Origin of the sequence: Streptomyces spinosus, assembly GCF_020400655.1 — a bacterium.
Taxonomy (GTDB): domain Bacteria; phylum Actinomycetota; class Actinomycetes; order Streptomycetales; family Streptomycetaceae; genus Streptomyces; species Streptomyces argyrophylli.
Genome location: NZ_JAINRC010000019.1, coordinates 36,822 through 56,959 on the forward strand (window position 1 = coordinate 36,822; position 20,138 = coordinate 56,959).

Below are 20,138 nucleotides of genomic sequence, written 5' to 3' on the forward strand. Positions count from 1 at the left end.
TACGCACCGGCACGATGTCGGGCAGCGGGCGGATCCTGGGCGCCGGGGTGCTGCTGGGCGCGGACCGGGTGATCACCTGCGCGCATGTGATCCTCGACGCGGACACCCGGCAGTGGCCGGAGCGGGTACGGGTCGAATTCCCGCTGCTCCAAGGCCTGTCACGGAACGAGTCGCGCACCGCCACGGTGCTGGACGGCCACCGGCTCCGGGCCTTCGGCAAGGACCAGGGCGACCTGGCGGTGCTCCTTCTGGACAGGGCCGCGCCGGTGCCTTCCCCGGCGAAGTTCCACCGCGTGCTGGACTACCACGGCGCGCCGGTCCGCATCAGCGGCTTTCCCGAGCGGCATTCGGGCGGCTGGTGGGTCAGCGGCTCCTGCTTGGGACCCGGCGGCCACGGCGACGAGCGGGTCGTGATCGTGCCGGACCCGGGCCAGCGCATCACGGGCGGCTTCAGCGGTGCCGGCGTGGTCGAATCCGGCACGGGTCGGCTGCTGGGCATCGTGGTGCAGGCCGAGAAGCAGGACCGCGAAGCGTACATGATCCCCGCGGCCACCATCGCCAAGTACCTGCCGGACATCGGCAGTTCGTACGTGACGGGGCCCCAGGTGATCCCACCCGACTACGTGGTCTCGCCGCACACCACTCACACCGCCCGCCCGCACGGCCTTCAGCGCCAGGTGACGCGGTGGCTGCACGGAGGCTCCCACGGGTGGGACGTGGAGCTGCTCCACATCCCGCAGAGCGACCACACGGCCCGGCAGGCCCTGGCCGTCGTGCTGAACATGGCGGACCGCGAGCAGTCGCCACCGTTGTCCACCGAGTCCGCGGCCCTCTCGGGCGCTCCGGACCTGTCGGCAGCCGGGGTCGAGCCCAAAGTGGGCAGCATCTCCCTGGTGATCGACGTGGCCGGCACCTCCCTGAAAGACCCGGAGCAGCCGGCGACGCGGGAGGCGCTGGCCGCGCTGCGTGATCGGCTCGACGCGTTGAGCGGCCGCGGCGCCCGCCCGGCTGTGGCCGTCTTGGGCGCCGACCGGTCCACGACATCACCCGCGGCCGGCGTGCGCATACTGCGTGACCTGCGCGACAGCGGCGCCCGCCTCCTCCTCGAACTCCGCGGCGGCAATCACGAGTTCGTGCGCGAGGTGGCGCGCGAACTGCTGCCCGACGACCGTCCGCGGCGCTGGCTGGACCGGCTGTGCGCCCGCGTGGACGAGCTGGCCGCGGCGGAACGCCGCGCCCGGGACGCGTACGCACAACTGGAACCCCGGGTCGTACAACCGCCGAGGCCCGGCGACCATGCGCCACTCGCCCAGATCTGGGTCCTGGAACTCGACCGGGAGCTACGGGAACGGGAAGAGGAGCTCTCCGCGGCCGCCGTCCCCCAGGAGACGGCGGGATGGCCACTCCTGGAGAGACTCTCCGTGGCGGAACAAGCCGTGGAGACCCACCTGCTGCGGGCGGAGAGAGTCGAGCGCACCCTGAAGGACATGCTCGGCCGGCACAGGGAGCTGTGCGGTCGGCTCAACGCGGCGCAGAGCGCGCTCGTGCGGCGCGGACTGGGCGAGGATCGCGCCGCCGTCGGCCCGTTCACCGAGGCCCAGCGGTTGCTGATGGTCGACCCGTGCCCGCTGCCCGACGCCGAGCGGGCGGTCGAGAAGTTCGAAAGGGAGGTACGGCGGCTGCGCCGCCAGGACGAGGAGAGGCGAGGGGAGGAGGGCTTCCAGTGACCCGGTGCCCCGAGCCCGGGTGCCCCGGGACACTCACCCCGGCCGGCTTCTGCCGGGTCTCCGGCGAGCGGGTCGACTCCACCGTCGGACGGCACGCGTCCATGTCCGCGTCGGCGACCGTGCCGAGCGACCCCTGGGACGTCCTGCTGCCGCAGGAGAGCACCGACCCGACCCTCCTCCCCGAGATCAGGAGGAGAGCCGGCACACCGGTCGGCGACGCCCCGGACGTGCTGAGCGGCACGGTCCTCGGAGACCAGTACGAGCTGGTCGGACCGCTCGGCCACGGAGGGGTCGGCCAGATCTATCTGGCACGGGACCGACGGGTCGAGCGCGACGTGGTCGTCAAGTACCTGCGCCCCGAGCAGGTGGGAAACCTGCGCAACGCCATGGACGAGGAGCGGCGCACCCTCCGGGACCTCCACCACGACGGCATCCTCGACGTGATCAACTTCGGCAAGCACGAGGGCGTCGGTGACTACCTCGTGCTGCCCTACCTGACCGGACCCAATCTGGAAGAGGTACGGGCACTGGCCCAGCGCCGCCCCGCGGCCTTCGGTGACGCCCGCTTCCAGGAGTTCGTGCTCGCGTACGGCATCCGCGCGCTGTCCGCCCTGGCGTATCTGCACGCCCCCGAGCACAACAAGGTCTACGGCGACCTGAAGCCCCAGAACCTGATGCACGAACACGCCACGCTCATGGTGATCGACGTGGGGAGCATCAGGGCCGAGGGAGCGCCCGGGGTGACCACGGACCGTTTCCGCGCCCCGGACGTGCCCCAGGAGACCGGTGAGACCACCAGCCGTGACGACCTGTACAGCCTGGGGGAGACCCTGCGCAGCATCTGCGGTCTCGGGGACAAGACGCAGGACCTCCAGGAGATCGGCGCCCTGGACCCGCTTCCGCCGGAAGGAGCCGGCGGCGGTACGACGGCCGGCCCGGCGAGCGCGTTACGCGCCGACGTCGCCATGCGGATGACCGCGCCCGCGCCCAAGGACCTCGGCCTGGTCTCGCTCGCCCGTGTGCTGCACCGCGCCACCCGCGCAAGGCGGGCCGACCGGTTCGCCACCGCGCAGGAGATGGACTACCAACTGCGCGGCGTCTTCCGCGAGTTGCGGTCCCTCAGGACCGGCCTGGAGACGTTCGAACCCTCACCGCTGTTCTGGCAGTCGCCACACGCCCTGGCCGGGGCGCTCGGTACGGCGTCGGCGCTGCCGCGGGCGGCGGAGCAGCCGGCAGGGGGCACACCGCCCGCACACCTGTGCGCGCCGCCGAGCAGCGCCGAGGTGGCCCAGCACCTGCCCGTGCCGCGCCCCGATCCACAGGACGCCAACTACAGCGCGTTGAGCCGCCTCTCCGACGACGACCCGGCCTCGCTCCTCCAGCGCACCGACGACTGGGACGACTCGCCGGAGATCTTCCTGCTGCGCTGCCGACTGCGCGTGCGCGTGGCCCTGCGCGCACGGCAGCAGGCAGCCGACGACGCGACCGGCGGGCCGGCCGCCGCCCCCGGGCCGGGCATCCTCGACCTGGCCGAGGCGGAAGGGGAACTCGCCCAGGCAGAAGCCGCCATCGGTCCAGAACATGCCCCTCACGACTGGCGACTGGACTGGCACCGCGGCCTGCTCGCCGTCGCCCGCGACGACGTCCGCGCCGCCTGGGGCCACTTCGACGACGTCTACGCCGCGATCCCCGGCGAGTACGCGCCCAAGCTCGCCCTGGGCTGTTGCGCGGAACTGCTGGGGGCGTGGTCCGAGGCGCAAAGGTTCCACGAGGCGGTACGGGTGCGCAACCCGTCCCTGGGGGGCGCGGCCTTCGGTGTGGCGCGGGCTTGGCTGGCCCGCGAAGACCGCACCGGGCTTCCGAGCGCCATCGACGCCCTCGACGGCGAGCGCGCCCCGCACGAGAAGGCCATCGACGCCCTCGACGCCGTACCCCAGCACTCACCCCATCGCACCGCCGCCCGTGTGGCGGCGGTGCGGATCGCCGCGGGCATGGCCCGCGACGCACGCGGGCTGGACGCGGTACTCGGCCGTTTGTCCCAGCTCTTCTACGGCCAGGGCCTGCTGGACGAGGACGTCGGCGTCCGGGTCAAGGCCGAGGTCTGGGAGGTCGCCCAGCGCCTCGTTGACGAGGGCGGGATTTCCCCCGCCGAGCTGAGGACCCTGGCAGCCGGTGCCGGCGCCGCACGCATCGACTTTCCCGCCGACGAGCGGCATCTGCGCACGGACCTCTCCGCGTTCTACGTGCGCCTCGCCCACCAGGCCGCCCGAGCCGGCGGGCCGAACGGCACCGAAAACGCGGAGGAACTGCTGGACCGGGCCTACCGCGTCCGCCCCCTCGTCCTACGACACAACGGGAACGGCCCATGGCTGGGGAGAAGGATCATCTCATGGCTGCGCTCGATCACCCCGGCCCGGCCGGGAAGCCGGAGGCCACGGTCACCGTCGAGGTGAACCAGGTCGCCGAGCTCACCAAGCCGCGCGACGGAGTGACCGACCCGGTCCGCATGTACGCGGTGCTCACCGTGTCCGTCCGCAAGCACGGCGATGCCGTGCCGCGCCGGTCCGCGGTCGACCACGCCGAGGTGCTGCTCATCGACCACTCGTCGTCGATGGTCAGCCCGCCGAGCCGGCTCGCGGCCGCCCGTAGGGCGGCGGTGGACGCCCTCGGCCGAATCCCCGACGGGGCGCGCTTCGCCCTCGTCGCCGGCAGCGACCAGGCCACCATGATCTACCCGCATGACTTCCGTCTCGCGATCGCGGACCGGAAGTCGAGGGACGCCGCGGAGGCCGCGCTGCGGGCGTGCGCACCGGGGGGCGGCACGGCGATGGGCACCTGGCTGAAGGCCGCGCTGGAGATCCTCGACCGGCCGGACGCCCCCGCGTCCCGCCACGCTCTGCTGCTCACCGACGGCAGGAACGAGGAGGCGTACGAGAGACTCGACGTCCTGCGCGACCGTGTCGAGCGGTGCGCCGGGGGCTTCGTCTGCGACGTCTTCGGCATCGGAGCGGGCTGGCGGACCGAAGAACTGCTGCTCATCGCCGGCGAACTGGGCGGGCAGGCCCGCGCGGTACGCGACCTCACCCGGCTGCCCGGTGAGATGGCCGCGCTCGCCGAACAGGCCGCGGAGCGCGACATCACCGGACTCCGGCTGCGGCTGCACTACCGCAAAGGGGTCACCCGGTACTCCTTCGAGCAGGTGCACCCCACACGGGTGGCCCTGCACCCCGCGCGCACCGACCGGTCCGCCGCCGACTCCTCCGCCGGCGGGCCCATCGAGGAGTACACCACCGCGCCGTGGCGGACCGAGACCCGCGACTACCTGCTCTGCGTCGGCACCCCCTACCACCCGGACGAGGACGGCAAGGAGCTGTTCCTCACCGAGATAGAGGTGGCCGTGGCCCCCGGGCACGGCAAGCGGATCCGGCTGCCCGAGCCCGAAGCGGTCATGATGCGCTGGTCGGACGACGCCGACCTGTACAGCAGGGTGCACCCCCGAGTCGCCCACTACCGGCAGACGGAGAAGTTGCGCCGCACCTTCGAGCAGGGGTGCGCCGCGCTGCGCGGGGGTGACCAGGCGTCGGCCGAGAAGCACTTCGGCACCTGCTGGCACCTGGCCGTGACGGCCGGCGACGAAGTGATGAAGGACCACCTGCGCCGACTCGTCGAGGTTCACGAACACCCGTCCGGCCACCCTGAGGTCCGGCTCCTGACGAGGATCGAGCGGTTCGACGTGGAGTCCGCACGGATCGAGCTGAGCCGGGTTCCGCTGCCGGACGGGGGCCGGCGGTGACGCGCCGGGCAGCGCGGTCCGCGACCGTCCCGCGAAGGCTCCTCCGTGGCGCGCACCACGGCCTGGTGGCGGGCGCGGACGCGGCACGACGGATATGGCGGTACGCCTGGCCCGCGGTGGGACTGCAGGGCAACCGGACCTATCTGCGCGACCGGTTGATCGCCCTGCCGCTGCTCGCGGTCATCACCTTCTGCGGCTTCTGCTGGGCGTTCGCCCAGGTCCACGGTGATTCCACGTACATCAGGGACAGCCTGGCCCCCGCACTCGAGGAACTCGCCGACGCCCGGGCCTCCGTCCAGATCGCCCAGACCGAGGCCCGGGCCAGCCTCACACTGGGGCACGACGCCACCCTCAGCGGGCTGAGCGAACGCTACAAGGCACGCAGCGCACAGGCCACGCAGGACCTTACCCAGGTCGCCCAGCACGGCGTGCTGGACAGATCCGAGCAGCTGAACCTCAACGTGGTGATCGGACTGCTCAGCGACTACGCCGGTGCCGTCAACCGCGCACAGGGCGACGCGCAGATCTCCCTGCGCACGGCGGAACTCTCCTACGCGCAGGCCATGATGTGCAGCCACGGCCGGGACGAGGCCGCCGAGCGCCACAGGGCGGCGTCCGGCAAGGCGGCGCCCGTGCCCTCGTCATGCCGGAACCCCGGCGTGGCCGGCCCGCAGGCGACCACGATCGTGGACCGGATCTCCACCCTGGAGTCGGACTTGCACGGACAGCTCGCCGGCCGGGCCGCCCTGAGCCGCCGTGTGCTCGCCGTGGGGGCGTTGTCCTGTGTCACCTTCGTCCTGCTCGCGGTCGGCCTGACCTGGACCATGGTCTTCCTCAACAGCCGGTTCAGGATCATGGTGAGCCTGCCGCTGCTCGCGGTGGCGATCCCGTTGGCGGTCCTGCCCTTCATGGCCTACGACGCCGCGCTGGCGCATCGTGCCCAGCACCGTGCCCTCGTCCTCGCACAGGACCTGAGATCCGGGACGTCACCCGTGTTCGAGACCGATGCCGAGCAGAACCCGTTCAGCACCCCGTCCCGTTACACGATCGCGTCGCTGAGGGACGAGACCGGCGCCGCACTGTCCGAGGACCGACTGCTGTTCCCGGGCGGTACGGGGCCGGCCGTGCTGCTCGCCGGCCTGGCCGGTGCCGCGGTGGCCGCCGGGGCACTGCACGACTACGGGCGCGAGTACCGTCTCGTCGCCGCCCTGGGGGCTGTCTCATGAACCGTACCCTGCGCCGCTCTGAGAGCCGCCGGGCCATGTTCCGCCGCATCGTGCCGGCCTGTTGCCTGCTCCTGCTGGTCGCACTCTGCGGCGGATGCACGAAGCCGGAGCAGCGCACACTGGTCGTGCTCGGGCCTTGGACCAACCGCGAGGGCGAGGCTTTCGAGGCGACGCTGAAGGACCTTGCCCGCGGCACCGGCTACACGTACACCTACCAGGGCACCACATCGATCAGCGAGACCCTCGTCGCCGAACTCCACGCCGGCTCACCCCCGGATGTGGCGATCCTCAACAGCATCGGCGAACTCGCCGCATACGCACGCGAGAACAGACTGCGGCCGATCCACCGCACCAAGATGCAGGACGTCGTCCCGCCCTGGGCGCCCGAGATAACGGTCCACGGGACGTCGCGCGCCTACTGGGTGCCCCTCAAGGTGGATCTGAAAAGCCTGGTCCTCAGCAAGAAGACGGCGTCGTCCGGGCAGGGGAACTGGTGCATCGGGCTGGCCTCGGAAGCGACGTCCGGCTGGCCCGGTACCGACTGGATCGAGGACATCCTGCTCCACCAGGCAGGTCCTCGGGAGTACGCGAAGTGGGCGACCGGGAGGCTGGCCTGGACGGACGCCAAGGTGAAGCGCGCCTGGAAAACCTGGAGATCCATTCTCGGTCTCGACAGGCTGTCCAGGAAAACCCGTGAGAGCGACCTCATGACGTCCTACCGGGGCCCGAGCGGACCCCACGGCCCTCAGGGTCTGCTCAACTCGTCCAATTGCCGCCACGAACACCAGATCGGCTACATGCGCTCGTTCTACAGCGGCGACGACACGGTCGACGTCGCGCCTTCGTCGAGTTACCTGCGAGGTGACCACAAGTACCAGAACGACTTCGAGGTCTCCGGCGACATGGCGGCCGTCTTCAGTGACCATCACGCGGCACAGGACCTGATCCGCCGCCTGTCCGGCCAGAACGGCCGAGAGACCTGGCAGGACCAAGCGGCACGAGTGTCCGAGCCGGGCCTGGAGCCGCTCTTCCCCGGCCCCGAGGCCCCGCAACCCAGCGACCGGATCGGCAGTGAGATCGCCCCGTACCTCACCAATGCGCACACGCTCTGCTTCGACGCCTCGGACGTGATGCCCCCCGCACTGCGCGACACCTTCTACCGCGCGGTACTGGAGTTCTACGCGGAGCCCTCCGACGCCCAACTGACACGGTTACTGGAGCAGTTGCAGGCCCTGACGAAGCACGAGGAACCACCCGGGCAGTCGTTCCTCTCCCTGAGTGACATCTGCGCCTCCCCTTAGACGGTGTCCTACGTGGTGAGGCGGATGAGTCGCTTGTAGCAGCAGAGGGCGGCGGTGAGTCCGAGAAAGGCCAGGTAGTTGCGGGGATTGCGTTCGTAGCGGGGGCTGAGTCGGCGGTAGCCGGACAGCCAGGACATCGTCCGCTCGATGACCCGTCTGCGGCGCCCTAATCGCTCGCTGGACTCGATGCCTTTGCGGGCGATGCGCACGCCGATGCGCTTGCCGCGGAGCCATCTGCGCAGGTCGGCGCGGTCGTAGGCTTTGTCGGCGTGCAGGCGCTGGGGCTTGAAGTGGCGGCCGCGGTGGGGGTCGTGTCTCGTTTGGTGACCCTTCACCATCGGCTTGAGTCCTTCGCTGTCGTGGACGTTGCCGGCGGAGACGCCGACGAGGAGGGGCAGGCCGTTCGCGTCCGACAGGACGTGCATCTTGGAACCCGGCTTGCCCCGCTCCACGGGGCTCGGACCTGTGTGTTCGCCCCCTTCTTAGCGCGGACGTGGGCGGTGTCCAGGACGACGCGGGTGACGTCGACCAGACCGGCGTCGTCGAGCCGGTGCAGCACGAACTATGCGCGCGGAGCGAGTGCGTGAAAGGCGAACTACGTAAGGAGCGCATCACGCATGTGAGTCTTCCGCTGCCTCACGACGTGGACCCCGACTCCGGTCCGGTCCGTTTCCGGGTCACTCGCCAGGATGAGGACAGGCCCCTGATCGACACGTCCGCCGACGTGCGGCTCGTCCGCCAGACCGACGGCTGCACCAGCAGCGCCTACAACCGCGGCCTGGCCTTCACCAAAGAGAAAGGCCTGATGACGAAGGTTCCGAAAGCGGTGTCGGACGCCTGGGGCCGACAGATCAGATCGCAGGCAACCGCAGACCCCGATCCAGCTTCGGCCCCCTGAGCCCTCCCCGCACCTGCCGGCGGCCATGCGCCCGGCTCCACCCTCGATGACGGAGCCGGGCTACACCGTCATACCCGGCGACCTCCTCTTCTCCAGGCCCCCGAACCGTCGAATCCGGACACCCCGACCGCCGACATCCGGATCGGCTACGCACGCTGCTCAACCCACGGCCAGGAACTCGACTCCCAGCTCGACGCTCTCGCCGCCGAGAACATCCCCCGGGACAAGATCTTCGCCGAGAAGATCAGCACCCAGGTGCGGGTCCGTCCGCAGGTCGAGGCCGCGCCGGCCGCCGCCCTTGAGATCAAGGCCCACGCCGCGCACTGCCGGGTGATCCTCACGGGGTTTCCAATGAGACGGACCCCAGCCAGCGGTTCGCCACGCCGTTCTCATACGAGAACGGGAGCAAGGGGTGCGCCATCCTCGACAACAATCTCGTGGGATCGCGGTACATGTACCTGCACGTGTGCAAGGTGGACGGCACCGGTCGTGACACGGACTCAGGGAACTTCACCGGGTACGCCGGTCCCGTCTACGTCGCCAGTTCCGTCCGCGCGCCCGTGACAGCGAAGATGGGGACGAGCTGGAGCAGCTTGGACTTCACCTTCAAAACCGAGTACATGTTCACCTGTGACTGACAACCTGCCCGGCAAAGCCCGGGTTTCCGCGCGCTTCCTGTTAGTAGCCATGACAGCAGGGACGCTAGCTCTGACCGCCTGCGGCACCCAGGGAGGCCAAAAGGCCGACGCCTCCTCCCCGCCAAGGTCCTCGGTAGCTGCCGAGGCAGCGTCCAAGCCGCCCAAGCCGTCGAAGGCGGCCGACGGCCTCAGCAAGGCAGCACAGGAAGCGGCTGCCCAGCGTGCGGCCGCCGCCCCCGCTGGTGACCCCGTCAGCCCGACGAACACCGCTGTCCCGGATCCCGGAGATTATGGGTTCGGCAAGACCGCGGCCACGGCGGCGGGGGGTGAGGTCATCGCGTATACCCCCCGGCTGGAGTCGGGACAGGAGGTCGTACCGCTGACCATTCACAACAACGGGGACGAGCGGATGACGTACACCGTCACCGTGACGGTCGTGGGCGGCACGAAGAAGTCTCCGTTCTCGGTGACCGAGAAGGCCGAAGGTGTCTGGCCGGGCACGACATGGCCGACCAAGACGGACGTCACGGCCTCCGGCCTCAAGGGGGCGGCGGGCGGCTCGAAGATCAGCCTGAAGGTCGTCAAGGCCGACACGTTCGCCGGCGCCCACTGACTGGGCAGCCACTCCTTCCGCTTTGTGCGGATCGCTACCAGTGCTCCGCCACTTCGGCCAGCTGTGCCCCGACCGTCACGGCTGGTGAGGGCAGCAACATGATCACACCCGCGGCGCCCTAGCAAGCACACCGTCCCGGACACGCACAACTGCCTTCGACACAAGCCGGAATGCTGGCCGACCATCTCGAACTACCGCCCGCTCTTCATGCCCCATCCGGCCTCGGGGCGGGCGGGCTCGGTCGTGCCCGAATCAGCGCACGGAAACCCCAAACCAGGTCGTGCGCCCCGCCGAACACCCCACACGGTTGCGAAATCCTCCTGTCGTCGTTCGTGATGAGGACCGTCCTGCCGCCACGCGAGGGCGACATCTTCCAGGCAGGCAGGCAGGCAGGCAGGCAGGCAGGCAGCAGCGCCGCCGCGGCTGCGTTGCCCACAGCGACAGGGCAGTGACGAACCGGCCGGCCCCGGGCGAGGAACTGCCCCGCGCCCCAGCCCGCGGCACCGCACCCGACACCGCCACCGGGCAGGCGCCGCGTGATCGGGTCGATGAGCGACTGCGGGCGCGAGAGGCAGCCGGCCCAGGAAATCACTTCACTACGACGTTGTCCCCGGCCGAAGTCGACGGCCCAGTGGTGGTGTTGCCGTAGTACGCCCAGCGCCAGGTGCCCGTCTTGGACGCCTTCACGGTCGTCTTGAGATCACCCGAGCTGTTCGCGTACACCTTCTTCACCGTGGTGTAGGAGGTGGCCCCGGTGGGCTTGAACTGCAGGCTCACCAGGCGGCCTCCGTAGGAGGCGTACTTCCTGGTCTCCCAGTTGGCTCGCGTGACCTTTCCGGTCACAGTGATGGTCCTGCCCTTGGTCACCGGCTCGGGTGAGGCGTTCACGGTCAGGCGGGAGTTGCGCTTGACGTACACCGTGAGGCCCTCGTCATCAGTGTCACCGCCGCCGCCCTGGAAGTACACCTCGGCCGCGACCTTCCAGGCTCCGGCCTCACTGTTGTGCATGTCCCACACGCTCGGGTCGAAGTACATCGTCTCGTTGAAGTCGCAGACGCCCGCACTCACCTTGATGCAGTCGCTTGTCTCGATGGCGTGCCACAGTCGGTCACCCGTGTCGCCGCGGTACAGAAACACCGCCGGCCACTTCCACTTGTGGGTGGTCGCCATCCGGAAGGAGGCGGGTGCCGCGACCTCATTCGACACGCCGATCACGATCGGCTTGCCGCCGTTCACCTGGACGCGGGTGAACGAAACCCCGCCTTCGGCCGCGCCGGCCGGAACCGCGGCCATGCCGGTGAACACAGCGACCGCGCCACCGGCCACGACAGCTCTCCAGAGCTTCTTCCCCACTTGATCCCCGCTCTCTGCACCCGAAAGACGCCGGAGACTCATCCCCCGGCACGCTCTAGACAGCCGTGATCCACACAGGGTTGTACACCCGTGGATCACGATCGGGCATCAGAGACCTTCGCCTCGCGCGAGGCGAAGCACCGGACATCGGAGGGGCTCGACCTCGTCTCCAAGTCCAGCTACCCACACGTCCCACAGAGTGTGATCATCAATGCGCGGGATCCACTTTCGCAACAGGTCCTAAAAGGTGTTGCACAAGGCTCGGTGGCGGCCATTTCCCCTGTCTGGGTGGGGTGTAGAGGGCCGAGCGGGTGTGGGTGGAGAGGTGCACCGGATTGCGGATGGTGTGGTTCGAGAAGCTGCTTAGGGTGGTGCGGGAGCGGGGCGGCAACGGCCCAGGTGGTGGTCGGCCGTGGTGCCTTCCGTCGGCTGAGCGGGTGCTGTTGGTGGCCGTGTATCACCGTACGAACCAGCTCGGACGGGGGAACGAGTCCGGACCGATGTGGAAGACCACAGACCGCCGTGTGTCGGGACCGCGGGGTCGGGGAGCGAACGGCGGCAGTCCGGCGGCAGTCCGGTGTGGCCGGTCGTCTGACAGCGTCAGCAGCGGGACATCACGGTGAGCCGACGGCGCCGGTGAGCGTGGGTTCGGCGCGCACCACCGCGGCATAGGAGCCGAGGCCCATCAGGCGCGCACCGGCGATCTCCCCGAGGGCGGTGTAGAGCGTGAGGATGCGACCGGAGACGGGGTCGAAGGCGATGTCCCTGATCATTCCGTGCTCGACGCCGTGCTCGGTCAGGACCCGGCTCCCGACTGCCCGGTGATGGGCGGGCACGCTGTCCTGCCCCCGCTCGGCCACGACCCGTGAGTGGACGATCACCGCGTCCGTGCCCACTGCCTCCACAGCGCTCCACGGCAGCGCTTCGGCGCTGCCGGCCGCTCCGGACAACCGCACCGCGGCCACCGTGGCGTCCCGTGCGTCGACGGTCAGGTCCGCCACCTTGCCCAGGGTGGTCGCGTCGTCGGCCGTGATCACGGGTAGGCCGAAGGCCTGGGAGAAGAGCATCGCGGGTCCTCCTTCGTCGGGCGGGGGAGCGGCGCCTGGTCAGCGGTGCCGCATGTGAGTGAGGAAGGCTTCGACCTGGGCGGCGAAGCTGGGCAGGTCGTCCGTGACGAAATGCTGTGCCTGCGCGGGAACGACGAGGGCCTGACCGGAGACGGCCAGGGACTGCCCACGCGGCACGAACACTCTGCGGTGCTGCGGGTCGAGATTGTCGTTGGCGGCGACCTCGAAGCCGACCACCCGGCCGCTCGTCCCCGTCTCGACGACCAGGTCGGCCACGGTCCCGATGTCCGTGCCCTCCTCGGTGAGGACCGGAGCCCCCAGGACTCGGCCGCGATCGGCTTCGCCGCGTCCGACGACCGCGTCCCGGTCCTCGAAGAGAGACTGGCTGACGATCATCACCGCGGCTGGTCCGACCGCGTGCACACGGGAGAAGGGAAGACTTTGCTTCAACGGCCCGGCCAGCAGGCCTCGCCCGCTCAGGGTGAAACCGGTGATCCGTCCCGCCGGCCCGTCGAAGACGACATCCTTGATCTGTGCCACCGCCTCCCCGCCGAGTGTCACCACCACTCGTCCGGACAGTTCGGAGGCGAGTACGAGGGTGTTCACCGTCCGCCTCCCTGGCCGGCGCGCCCGCGGTTGACCGCGATCACCGTTCCGGACCGGCGTCGTGCCTGAACGAGGACCACCGCCCCGGCGAGCAATGCCACCACCGCGACGAGGACGACCAGCCAGAACCACCACATCGTCTTCCACCTCCTGCCGTCGGTCATCCGTCGTGAACCGAGATGCGCTCAGCGACCTCTCCGTGGTCTCCTGTTGCCCTCTGTACTGGCAGACACGCCTGCGTTTCGGAGTGGGAAACCGGCCATTCACGTCGCAACGTCGTCCGCGTACCGGGCACTTGTTCGGACACTTGACCGCAACCGACAGGAACCGCCCTTTCGCTTTCGAAGGCCGGGCGGAGCGTCGTCGCCGAAGACGCCTCGCTCCCCATGCTGTTGTGCTGACCGACGCCGTTCAGCGACCGTTCCGCGGGCCCGTGTCACCGCCGAGTTCGCACTTCCTGCGGCGCCGTTCGACGTCACTCGCAGCCGACTCGTCGACCCCCTCGGCGAAGACCGCGACGCGACCGTCCCCTCCACCGCCTCCAGCGCGGTGGTGAGCGTTGCACCGGTGGGTCGGCGGGCTAGCCTCGCCGGGGCCCTGGGCGCCAGCCCGTTCGGGCGGCCGCCAGGAGGACGCCCAGACAGGCGGCGGCTGGCCCGCGAGCGTGACACGCGCACCCCGCAGGCGGCGATGGCCCTCGGCGTCACGCCCCTTGACGTCACGCCCCTTGACGCGCGGTCTCTTGCGGACGAACAATCTCAGGCATCCGCGTGACAACGTTGTCTTACCGAGAGGCGCCCAGCGTGTCCGATGCTCCCGTGTCTGTCGACCGCCGCCGTTTCGTCCAGCTTCTCGGCGCGACCGCGCTCGCGGCGACCGTCCCGATCACCCTCGGCAGCGGCGCTGCGAGCGCTTACGGACGCCCGGGTGCGGCGCCCGACACGGTTGCGGACATCTACTACCGAGTTCTGCTGAACCACACGCGGTGGTCCGAGACGCAGTGGGACGAGGCCCGCGGTTACTACACGGCCAAGGACTTCGGGTTCGCCGTGGTGCTGGGCAACGCCGTCCTGCTCACCCGCGGGAGCTACGACAGCGACCGCGCCGGCATCGATGAGAAGACGCTCAGGGCCCGGACCATAGCCACGATCCAGCACTTCGCCGCGTCGAACCGGCTCACCGGCGGCACCCAGTGGGGCCGGACGCTCTTCTTCGACACCACCTTCCAGCTCTACTTCGTCCTGGCGGCCCGGCTGTTGTGGGACGAGCTCGACGCGGTCACCCGTACCAACGTCGACACCATCGCCCGCGAACAGGCCGCTTACACCACGAGCTTGGGCACGGGGAACGACCCTAACTCGGGAAACTGGACGCCGAACGGCCTGCTAGGTGGCCATCAGGGCGACACCAAGCTGGAGGAGATGGGCGTCTACGCGCAGTCCCTGGCCCCCGGACTGGCCTGGGCCACGGACGACGCCCGGCACGCCGACTGGGACAAGGCCTTCGGTACCTGGTCACGCAACGAGACCGGCCTGCCCCAGGCGGACCTGGCCAACCCGGCCCGTATCGACGGTGTCCCCGTCTCCGACAACACCGCCCGCAACCTGTACGACACCTTCATCGTCGAGAATCACGGCTCCTTCGGCCCGCACTACCAGCAAGAGCTGTTCCGCACGTCCGGCCGCAACGCCGCCCATTTCATCGCCGCCGGACGCCCGTTGCCCCAGGTGCTCACCAACCAGCCGAACGCGGACGAGCTGTGGCGCACCCTCCTCGGGGTGATGAGCGACGCCGGCGAGCCGCTGATGCCGATGGTCAACGACCGTGAACACCTCTACGGCCGGGACGTCATCCCGCTCGCCTTCCTCGCCCAGGTGGCCGGGGACCGCGCCGCGGCCCGGGCGGAACTGGCCCTCGCCGAACGACTGGAGTCGTACCAGAAGTACCCGCCGGAGTACCGGCTGGCGAAGTTCTCCGGGGAGCCGAAGTACGAGCCGGAGGCCCGCGCGGAGGTGGCCATCAGCTACCTCCTGCACCTGTGGGCCGCGGGCCAGGGCCGTACGGTCCGGCCCCTGTCCGCAGCGGAACTGTTCGAACACGCCTCGGGAGTCACCGACTTCGGTACCGGCCCCGGTCTCGTGTCCCACCAGTCGGCCGGAGCCTGGGCCGGCGCTGTGACCAAGCCGGGCTTCGTGAAGTTCGCCTGGCAACCGGCCCACGACAACTGGCTGTTCAAGATCAGCGGCGCCAACCCCATGTTCCTGCCCAGCACCGCCGCACAGGTCACCGGCCGCCAGGTGAGGACGTACACCAAGCTCCGCGACGGGTTCGACGGCAGTGCAACGGCGCTGCGTCTCGGTACCGGCCAGGCGGGGCTGACCACCTTGCCCTCGGGTGCGGTCGTCTACGCGACGACCGGCGTGGCGGCGGGGGAGGGGCACCTTGAGGTCCACAACCTCACCATGCCGGGCATGGCGGGTCTGACGGGCTCCCGCACCTATCGCTTCGCGGAGGGCTCCGCCACCGTGAAGGCGCAGGATGCCCGGGGCGCCGCCGCCTCCTCGCGCGTGGACGAGGTCACCTTCACGCAGACCGCGGTGAGGTACCTGCGCATGACCGGCGTCCTGCCCGATCCGACGTACGGCTACTCGCTCTACGCCTTCGAGGCTCGCGACGGTGCGGACGGCACCGATCTGGCCCGGAGCGGGACCGCGACCGCGTCCTCGTACGACCCCGGCAAGGAGCCGCGGTTCGCGGTGGACGGCAACCCCACGACCCGCTGGGCGGTGTCGAAGGCCGAACGGCCGCGGGCCGACAGCTGGATCGCCGTCGATCTCGGCGCGACCCAGGCGGTGGACCGCGTCACGCTCCGCTGGGAGGCGGCCGCCGGACGCGCCTACACCGTGCAGGGCTCGCCGGACGGCCAGAAGTGGACCGACCTCGTCTCCTGGCCCGAACCCGATGTCTCCAGCAAGGGCGGCTGGATCGATGTCGACGGTCGCGCCGGTCTCATCGTGCGGGATGCGCAGCAGCCGCTGGCGGTGTACGGCGACACGGTCGTCCTGGCCGACGGCGCGGCCTCACCCCTGCTGGTCGAGGGCTATCCCGGCATCTCCACGGACGAGCTCCGTGACCTCGCCCGCCGTAACGCACCACAGGCCCAGGACGGCGGCGTCCGCGCGGCTCTCACCGAGGACCACCTGAGCCTGTTCAACCTGACCGACAGGAGGATCACGACCCGCGTCGACATCCCACAACCCGGCTCGCGCACAGTCCTGTTCGAGGGGCACCAGACCCTCACCGCCGACGGCAGCGCCTACGAGGCGCAGCTCGACGGCGCCACGGCCGAGCTGCTGCCCCCGCGTGTGGTGGTGAGCCCTGTCCTCGGACGGAAGCTGCCCGTGGGACTGCGGGCGGAGGTCGTGGACGCCGCGACCGTGCGGCTCAGCGGGCCGTCCTGCACCCTGCGGGTCACCGGGCAGAGCCGTACCGAGGTGGCCGTGGTCCGCGCGGGCCGCACCACCACCATCACCCTGCGGGGCGCCGAGGCCTACCCGCTGAACGACCTCGCCTTGGGCCGCACGGTCTTCCCGACCACCCCCCTCCCGCCCGGCATGTCGGCCCCCGCCGCCGCCGTCGACGGTGACCCGCACACCGGGTGGACGCCCGGCCCCGACGGCCGCATCGTCGTCGACCTGGGCGTCGAGCACACCGTCCGGGAGATCCGCACCGTGTGGACCGCAGGCCGCGTCCCCGGCCTCAAGGCGGAACTCAGCAGCGACGGTCTCACCTACACGCAGGCCGGCACCCTCACCGGGCACGGCGGGAGCCGCGAACTCACCGTCGACGGCACCGCTCGCTACGTGGCTCTGGCGACGGACGCGGGGCAACGGGGGGACGCCCGGCTGACCAGCCTCTCCGTACGCTGAGGCGAGTTGGCTGTCCCAGCAGACCGCGGACGTCGTCGCGCTCCCGGAACACCCCGGGTTCGGGCCGTACCGGGGGGACATCCGAGACATCCCGGCTACCCCATCCGGCGGAGAAGGTCCGGCCCGTCCACGGGTGTGCGCCTCTGGAGGGAGCCAGGAGGGCGGCGACACCGGGGGCGGCGGCCAGGCGCCGCCAGCAGGTCATCCCCGAGCCGAAGCCAGTTCCTGGGGCAGGTACTCCCACTGGATCCCGGTGTGCAGCACGAACAGGATCCCGCACAATGCCTGCCGGTCCGGCACGCGCGGCCGGCCCACGACCCGCTTCGGCCCCGGCTCGGGCAGCAACGGCTCGATGAGCGAACACAGTTCGTCCGACACGGATTCACGGCCGCGACTGACGCTTCCCCACGACCCGACCAACGAACACGCTGGCCAATGGTTCCTTGATCAACAACCTCTGTTGGGACCTCTTGAGCAAGACGTTGTGCCGCTGTCGGCACCGACGGCGTGGGAGTTCGAGAGCGTGGGCGATGTGCGGCGGGCAGGGAGCGCACTCGAAGGCACGCTCGTGGTCAGGAGCCCGTCGGCCTCAGGTCCTGCAAACCCACCACCCGCAGCAACTTCAAGCGCTCGTACGACTCCGTGCCCGGGCGGGCCGTGTGGATGACGAGTTGCTGGTTGTGGTCGGAGTTGACGAGGACCTCGCAGTCGAGTTCGAGGATGCCGATCGCGGGATGCCGGAAGCGTTTCGTGGAGGTCCGGCGTACGGCGACCTCGTGTTCGTCCCAGAGCTGGGCGAACTCCTCGCTCGCCGCGCGTAGTTCGGCGACGAGGGCGGCCGGTTCGGGGTCCGTGGGGCGGGCTGAGGCCACCGCTCGCAGGGCGGCCACCTGCTCGCGGGCGCGCTCCGGGCGGTCCTCGGACGGGAACAGCTCCTGGGCCGCCGGGTCCAGGAAGAATCGGCGGATCATGTTGCGTCCTCGGGGCGGTCGGGCGAGGACGTCCCCGCTCAGCGCCCGCGACAGCGCGTTCTGGGCCAGGACCTCGCCGCAGTCGGTCACCACGACTGCCGGGGTGTCGTGCAGCCGGTCCAGCACCAGGAGCAGGCCCGGGCGCACGTTCGTGCCGGTCTCCTCCCGGCGCGGCGGTTCCTCGCCGGTGAGGTGGAAGAGATGGTCGCGTTCGTCCTCCGTCAGGCGCAGAGCGCGGGCCAGCGCGGTGAGCATCTGGCGGGACGGGCGCGGGCCCCGGGACTGTTCCAGCCGCGTGTAGTAGTCCACGGACATGCCGGCCAGCTGGGCCACCTCCTCGCGGCGCAGCCCCGGCGTACGGCGGCGGGCGCCGGCCGTGAGGCCCACGTCGGAGAGGGCCAGGCGGGCGCGAGCGCGGCGCAGGAAGTCGGCGAGTTCGGCTCGGTTCACCTCTCCAGGGTGCGGGAGGCCGGCCGGCTTATCCAGGGACTCCCGATCCCCTGATGCAGAAGTCTCTCCCCCTCGTTCCCGCATTCGCCGAGGCTGTTCGTCAAGACAGGCGACACAGTGCGTGAGGAGCACATCATGCTGACTTTGGTGACCGGTACGACGGGACAGGTCGGACGCCGCTTCGTGCCGCGGCTGCTGGTCCAGCGGCAGCCGGGCGAGCAGGTGCGGGTCCTGGTGCGGGACGCGGCCCGCGGCGAGCACTTCGCGAAGCTGGGTGCCCAGGTCGCCGTCGGAGACATGCGCGACGAGGAGACACTCGGCAAGGCGCTCGCCGGCGTGGACGCCGTCGTGAACGTCGCCGCCTCCTTCCGCGGGGTGCCGGACGAGGAGGCGTGGGCCGTCAACCGGGACGCCGCGGTGGCCCTGGGCCGCGCCGCGCAGGCCTTGGGTGTGGAGCGCTTCGTGCAGGTCAGCACGAACAACGTGTACGGCGTCGGACGTGGCCGCCCGCTGACCGAGGAGGACGAGAGCCGACCGGGCGGCGCGATGTGGGGCGCCTACCCCGAGTCCAAGGCCGAGGCCGAGCGCGAACTGCTCGCGCTCAAGGGCCTGGACGTACGCATCGGACGGCTCCCTTTCGTCTACGGCGAGGGCGACCCGCACCTCGCCAACGTCCTGCACTGGGCTGACCGATGGGCGCCGCACCAGCGCCTGCAGATGGCCCACCACGCGGACGTCGCCCAGGGCCTGATGCGTCTGCTGTACGCGCCGGGCATCGCCGGCCGGATCTACAACATCGCCGACGACGCCCCCGTCACGACGGTCGAGCTGTACCAGCTCAACGGCGTAGAGGTGCCCGCCGGACTCCACGAACTCACAGACCCCGACCCGTGGTACGGGATCACGTCCAACCACCGGATCCGTCGGGAACTCGGCTTCCGGCCGATCTACCCGAGTGTCTGGACGGCCCGGGACGCCGGAGCCCTGTGACGGTGGCTGCGCCCGGCCAATCCGCCCCTCTGATCCGCCCCACCAGCACCGGCCCCGCCACCGTGATCACGCCACCACCAGGTACAGCGCCCGGTAGCACCAGGTACGTCACACTCGGCGCGGCAAGGGCGGGCGCAGCGACCTGCGGCAGCGCGTTCGCCATGTTGAGGCGAGGGTGCGTGGCTCCGCAGTGTCGCCGAAACTGCGGTACTCGTCCTCGTTCGGATCGCCCAGGCCGGCAGCGAAGATCACCCTGCCGCCGCTGAGGTGGTCCAGGGTGGCCACCTGGCGGGCGAGTTGCTGCGGACGGTAACGGGGGACCGGCGTCAGCAGGGTGCCCAGTCGGATCCGGGAGGTCGCCAGCGCGGCCGCTGTCAGTAGGATCCAGGGGTCTCCGAAGGGACGCCCTTGATGTTGTCGGTGCAGTACGTGGTCCCGGACGAAGAGCCCGTCCCAGCCGGCCTGTTCGGCGGCGGCCGCCACGGTTGCGACGTTACGGGGGTCGGCGAAGTCACCGAAGTCGGGAACGTTGACGGAGAAGCGCATCTCAGCAGGATGCGCAGCTGGCCGCGAAGG

The 20,138-nt window shown here is 70.4% G+C and carries 15 protein-coding genes and 4 pseudogenes; 11 read left to right on the forward strand and 8 right to left on the reverse strand.

Annotated features, from left to right (window positions below; translation table 11 throughout):
• Positions 1-14: 14 nt before the first annotated feature.
• The 5 genes from LG395_RS31750 (at position 15) to LG395_RS31770 (ending at position 8,047) form a co-directional block, all read left to right on the forward strand.
• Complete coding sequence (locus tag LG395_RS31750; RefSeq protein WP_225812125.1) at positions 15-1,727, forward strand: trypsin-like serine peptidase; 1,713 nt, start codon at positions 15-17, stop codon at positions 1,725-1,727.
• On the forward strand, positions 1,724-4,180 hold the full coding sequence (locus LG395_RS31755) for a tetratricopeptide repeat protein (protein WP_225812126.1): 2,457 nt from the start codon (positions 1,724-1,726) through the stop codon (positions 4,178-4,180). The genes LG395_RS31750 and LG395_RS31755 overlap by 4 nt, the downstream gene beginning before the upstream one ends.
• Entirely contained in the window at positions 4,117-5,520 is a 1,404-nt protein-coding gene (locus tag LG395_RS31760; RefSeq protein WP_225812127.1) for a vWA domain-containing protein, read from the forward strand. The genes LG395_RS31755 and LG395_RS31760 overlap by 64 nt, the downstream gene beginning before the upstream one ends.
• A gap of 65 nt (positions 5,521-5,585) precedes the next feature.
• The gene (locus LG395_RS31765) at positions 5,586-6,746 is read left to right on the forward strand and encodes a GlnX family signal transduction membrane protein (protein ID WP_225812128.1); all 1,161 of its coding nucleotides are present in this window, start codon (positions 5,586-5,588) and stop codon (positions 6,744-6,746) included.
• Positions 6,743-8,047: an alpha-glucoside ABC transporter substrate-binding protein gene (locus tag LG395_RS31770; protein WP_225812129.1), complete on the forward strand. Its 1,305-nt coding sequence runs from the start codon at positions 6,743-6,745 to the stop codon at positions 8,045-8,047. The genes LG395_RS31765 and LG395_RS31770 overlap by 4 nt, the downstream gene beginning before the upstream one ends.
• A gap of 8 nt (positions 8,048-8,055) precedes the next feature.
• Here LG395_RS31770 and LG395_RS31775 read toward each other — a convergent pair.
• Positions 8,056-8,606, reverse strand: a pseudogene (locus LG395_RS31775) (IS5 family transposase); the annotation flags it as partial.
• Between LG395_RS31775 and LG395_RS31780 the strand changes: the two are divergent.
• The 3 genes from LG395_RS31780 to LG395_RS31790 all read left to right on the forward strand — a co-directional run bounded on the left by LG395_RS31780 (position 8,541) and on the right by LG395_RS31790 (position 10,196).
• Entirely contained in the window at positions 8,541-8,945 is a 405-nt protein-coding gene (locus LG395_RS31780; RefSeq protein WP_225812130.1) for a hypothetical protein, read from the forward strand. The pseudogene LG395_RS31775 and the gene LG395_RS31780 sit on opposite strands and share 66 nt — an antisense overlap.
• A 141-nt stretch (positions 8,946-9,086) precedes the next feature.
• The gene (locus LG395_RS31785; protein WP_225812249.1) at positions 9,087-9,509 is read left to right on the forward strand and encodes a recombinase family protein; all 423 of its coding nucleotides are present in this window, start codon (positions 9,087-9,089) and stop codon (positions 9,507-9,509) included.
• Between the two features lie 123 nt (positions 9,510-9,632).
• Complete coding sequence (locus tag LG395_RS31790) at positions 9,633-10,196, forward strand: hypothetical protein (RefSeq protein WP_225812131.1); 564 nt, start codon at positions 9,633-9,635, stop codon at positions 10,194-10,196.
• 588 nt (positions 10,197-10,784) lie between these two features.
• On the opposite strand, the gene LG395_RS31795 is transcribed toward LG395_RS31790, so the two are convergent.
• On the reverse strand, positions 10,785-11,549 hold the full coding sequence (locus LG395_RS31795; protein ID WP_225812132.1) for a hypothetical protein: 765 nt from the start codon (positions 11,547-11,549) through the stop codon (positions 10,785-10,787).
• Positions 11,550-11,890: 341 nt separating this feature from the next.
• Here LG395_RS31795 and LG395_RS41755 point away from each other — a divergent pair.
• Positions 11,891-12,019: pseudogene (locus LG395_RS41755) on the forward strand (IS5/IS1182 family transposase); the annotation flags it as partial.
• A gap of 144 nt (positions 12,020-12,163) precedes the next feature.
• Here LG395_RS41755 and LG395_RS31800 read toward each other — a convergent pair.
• Genes LG395_RS31800 through LG395_RS31810 form a run of 3 tightly spaced genes read right to left on the reverse strand, consistent with a single transcriptional unit; the run spans position 12,164 to position 13,386 of the window.
• Positions 12,164-12,616 (reverse strand): PRC-barrel domain-containing protein, encoded by a 453-nt coding sequence (locus LG395_RS31800; RefSeq protein WP_225812133.1) that lies wholly within the window; start codon positions 12,614-12,616, stop codon positions 12,164-12,166.
• A gap of 39 nt (positions 12,617-12,655) precedes the next feature.
• Complete coding sequence (locus tag LG395_RS31805; protein WP_225812134.1) at positions 12,656-13,222, reverse strand: PRC-barrel domain-containing protein; 567 nt, start codon at positions 13,220-13,222, stop codon at positions 12,656-12,658.
• Positions 13,219-13,386, reverse strand: coding sequence for a hypothetical protein (locus tag LG395_RS31810; RefSeq protein ID WP_225812135.1), 168 nt, complete (start codon positions 13,384-13,386; stop codon positions 13,219-13,221). Before LG395_RS31810 ends, LG395_RS31805 begins: the two co-directional genes overlap by 4 nt.
• Positions 13,387-14,025: 639 nt before the next feature.
• On the opposite strand from LG395_RS31810, the gene LG395_RS31815 reads away from it, so the two are divergent.
• Positions 14,026-17,151 carry a discoidin domain-containing protein gene (locus LG395_RS31815; protein ID WP_372463494.1) on the forward strand — a complete coding sequence of 1,042 codons (3,126 nt, stop codon included), beginning with the start codon at positions 14,026-14,028 and terminating at the stop codon, positions 17,149-17,151.
• A 184-nt stretch (positions 17,152-17,335) separates the two neighbouring features.
• On the opposite strand, the pseudogene LG395_RS31820 reads toward LG395_RS31815, so the two are convergent.
• Together LG395_RS31820 and LG395_RS31825 are read right to left on the reverse strand one after the other, a co-directional pair.
• Positions 17,336-17,529, reverse strand: a pseudogene (locus LG395_RS31820) (transposase); the annotation flags it as partial.
• A 194-nt stretch (positions 17,530-17,723) separates the two neighbouring features.
• Positions 17,724-18,572 (reverse strand): helix-turn-helix transcriptional regulator, encoded by an 849-nt coding sequence (locus LG395_RS31825; protein WP_225812137.1) that lies wholly within the window; start codon positions 18,570-18,572, stop codon positions 17,724-17,726.
• A gap of 135 nt (positions 18,573-18,707) precedes the next feature.
• Between LG395_RS31825 and LG395_RS31830 the strand changes: the two genes are divergently transcribed.
• Positions 18,708-19,562 carry an NAD-dependent epimerase/dehydratase family protein gene (locus tag LG395_RS31830; protein WP_225812138.1) on the forward strand — a complete coding sequence of 285 codons (855 nt, stop codon included), beginning with the start codon at positions 18,708-18,710 and terminating at the stop codon, positions 19,560-19,562.
• 168 nt (positions 19,563-19,730) lie between these two features.
• On the opposite strand, the pseudogene LG395_RS31840 reads toward LG395_RS31830, so the two are convergent.
• A pseudogene (locus tag LG395_RS31840) lies at positions 19,731-20,108 on the reverse strand (LLM class flavin-dependent oxidoreductase); the annotation flags it as partial.
• Positions 20,109-20,138: the final 30 nt, after the last annotated feature.

Coding starts and splice junctions, on each gene's coding strand:
- LG395_RS31750 (WP_225812125.1), top strand. CDS start 15: ATGTCGGGCAGCGGGCGGATCCTGGGCGCCGGGGTGCTGCTGGGCGCG.
- LG395_RS31760 (WP_225812127.1), top strand. CDS start 4,117: ATGGCTGCGCTCGATCACCCCGGCCCGGCCGGGAAGCCGGAGGCCACG.
- LG395_RS31770 (WP_225812129.1), top strand. CDS start 6,743: ATGAACCGTACCCTGCGCCGCTCTGAGAGCCGCCGGGCCATGTTCCGC.
- LG395_RS31790 (WP_225812131.1), top strand. CDS start 9,633: ATGACAGCAGGGACGCTAGCTCTGACCGCCTGCGGCACCCAGGGAGGC.
- LG395_RS31800 (WP_225812133.1), bottom strand. CDS start 12,616: ATGCTCTTCTCCCAGGCCTTCGGCCTACCCGTGATCACGGCCGACGAC.
- LG395_RS31810 (WP_225812135.1), bottom strand. CDS start 13,386: ATGACCGACGGCAGGAGGTGGAAGACGATGTGGTGGTTCTGGCTGGTC.
- LG395_RS31830 (WP_225812138.1), top strand. CDS start 18,708: ATGCTGACTTTGGTGACCGGTACGACGGGACAGGTCGGACGCCGCTTC.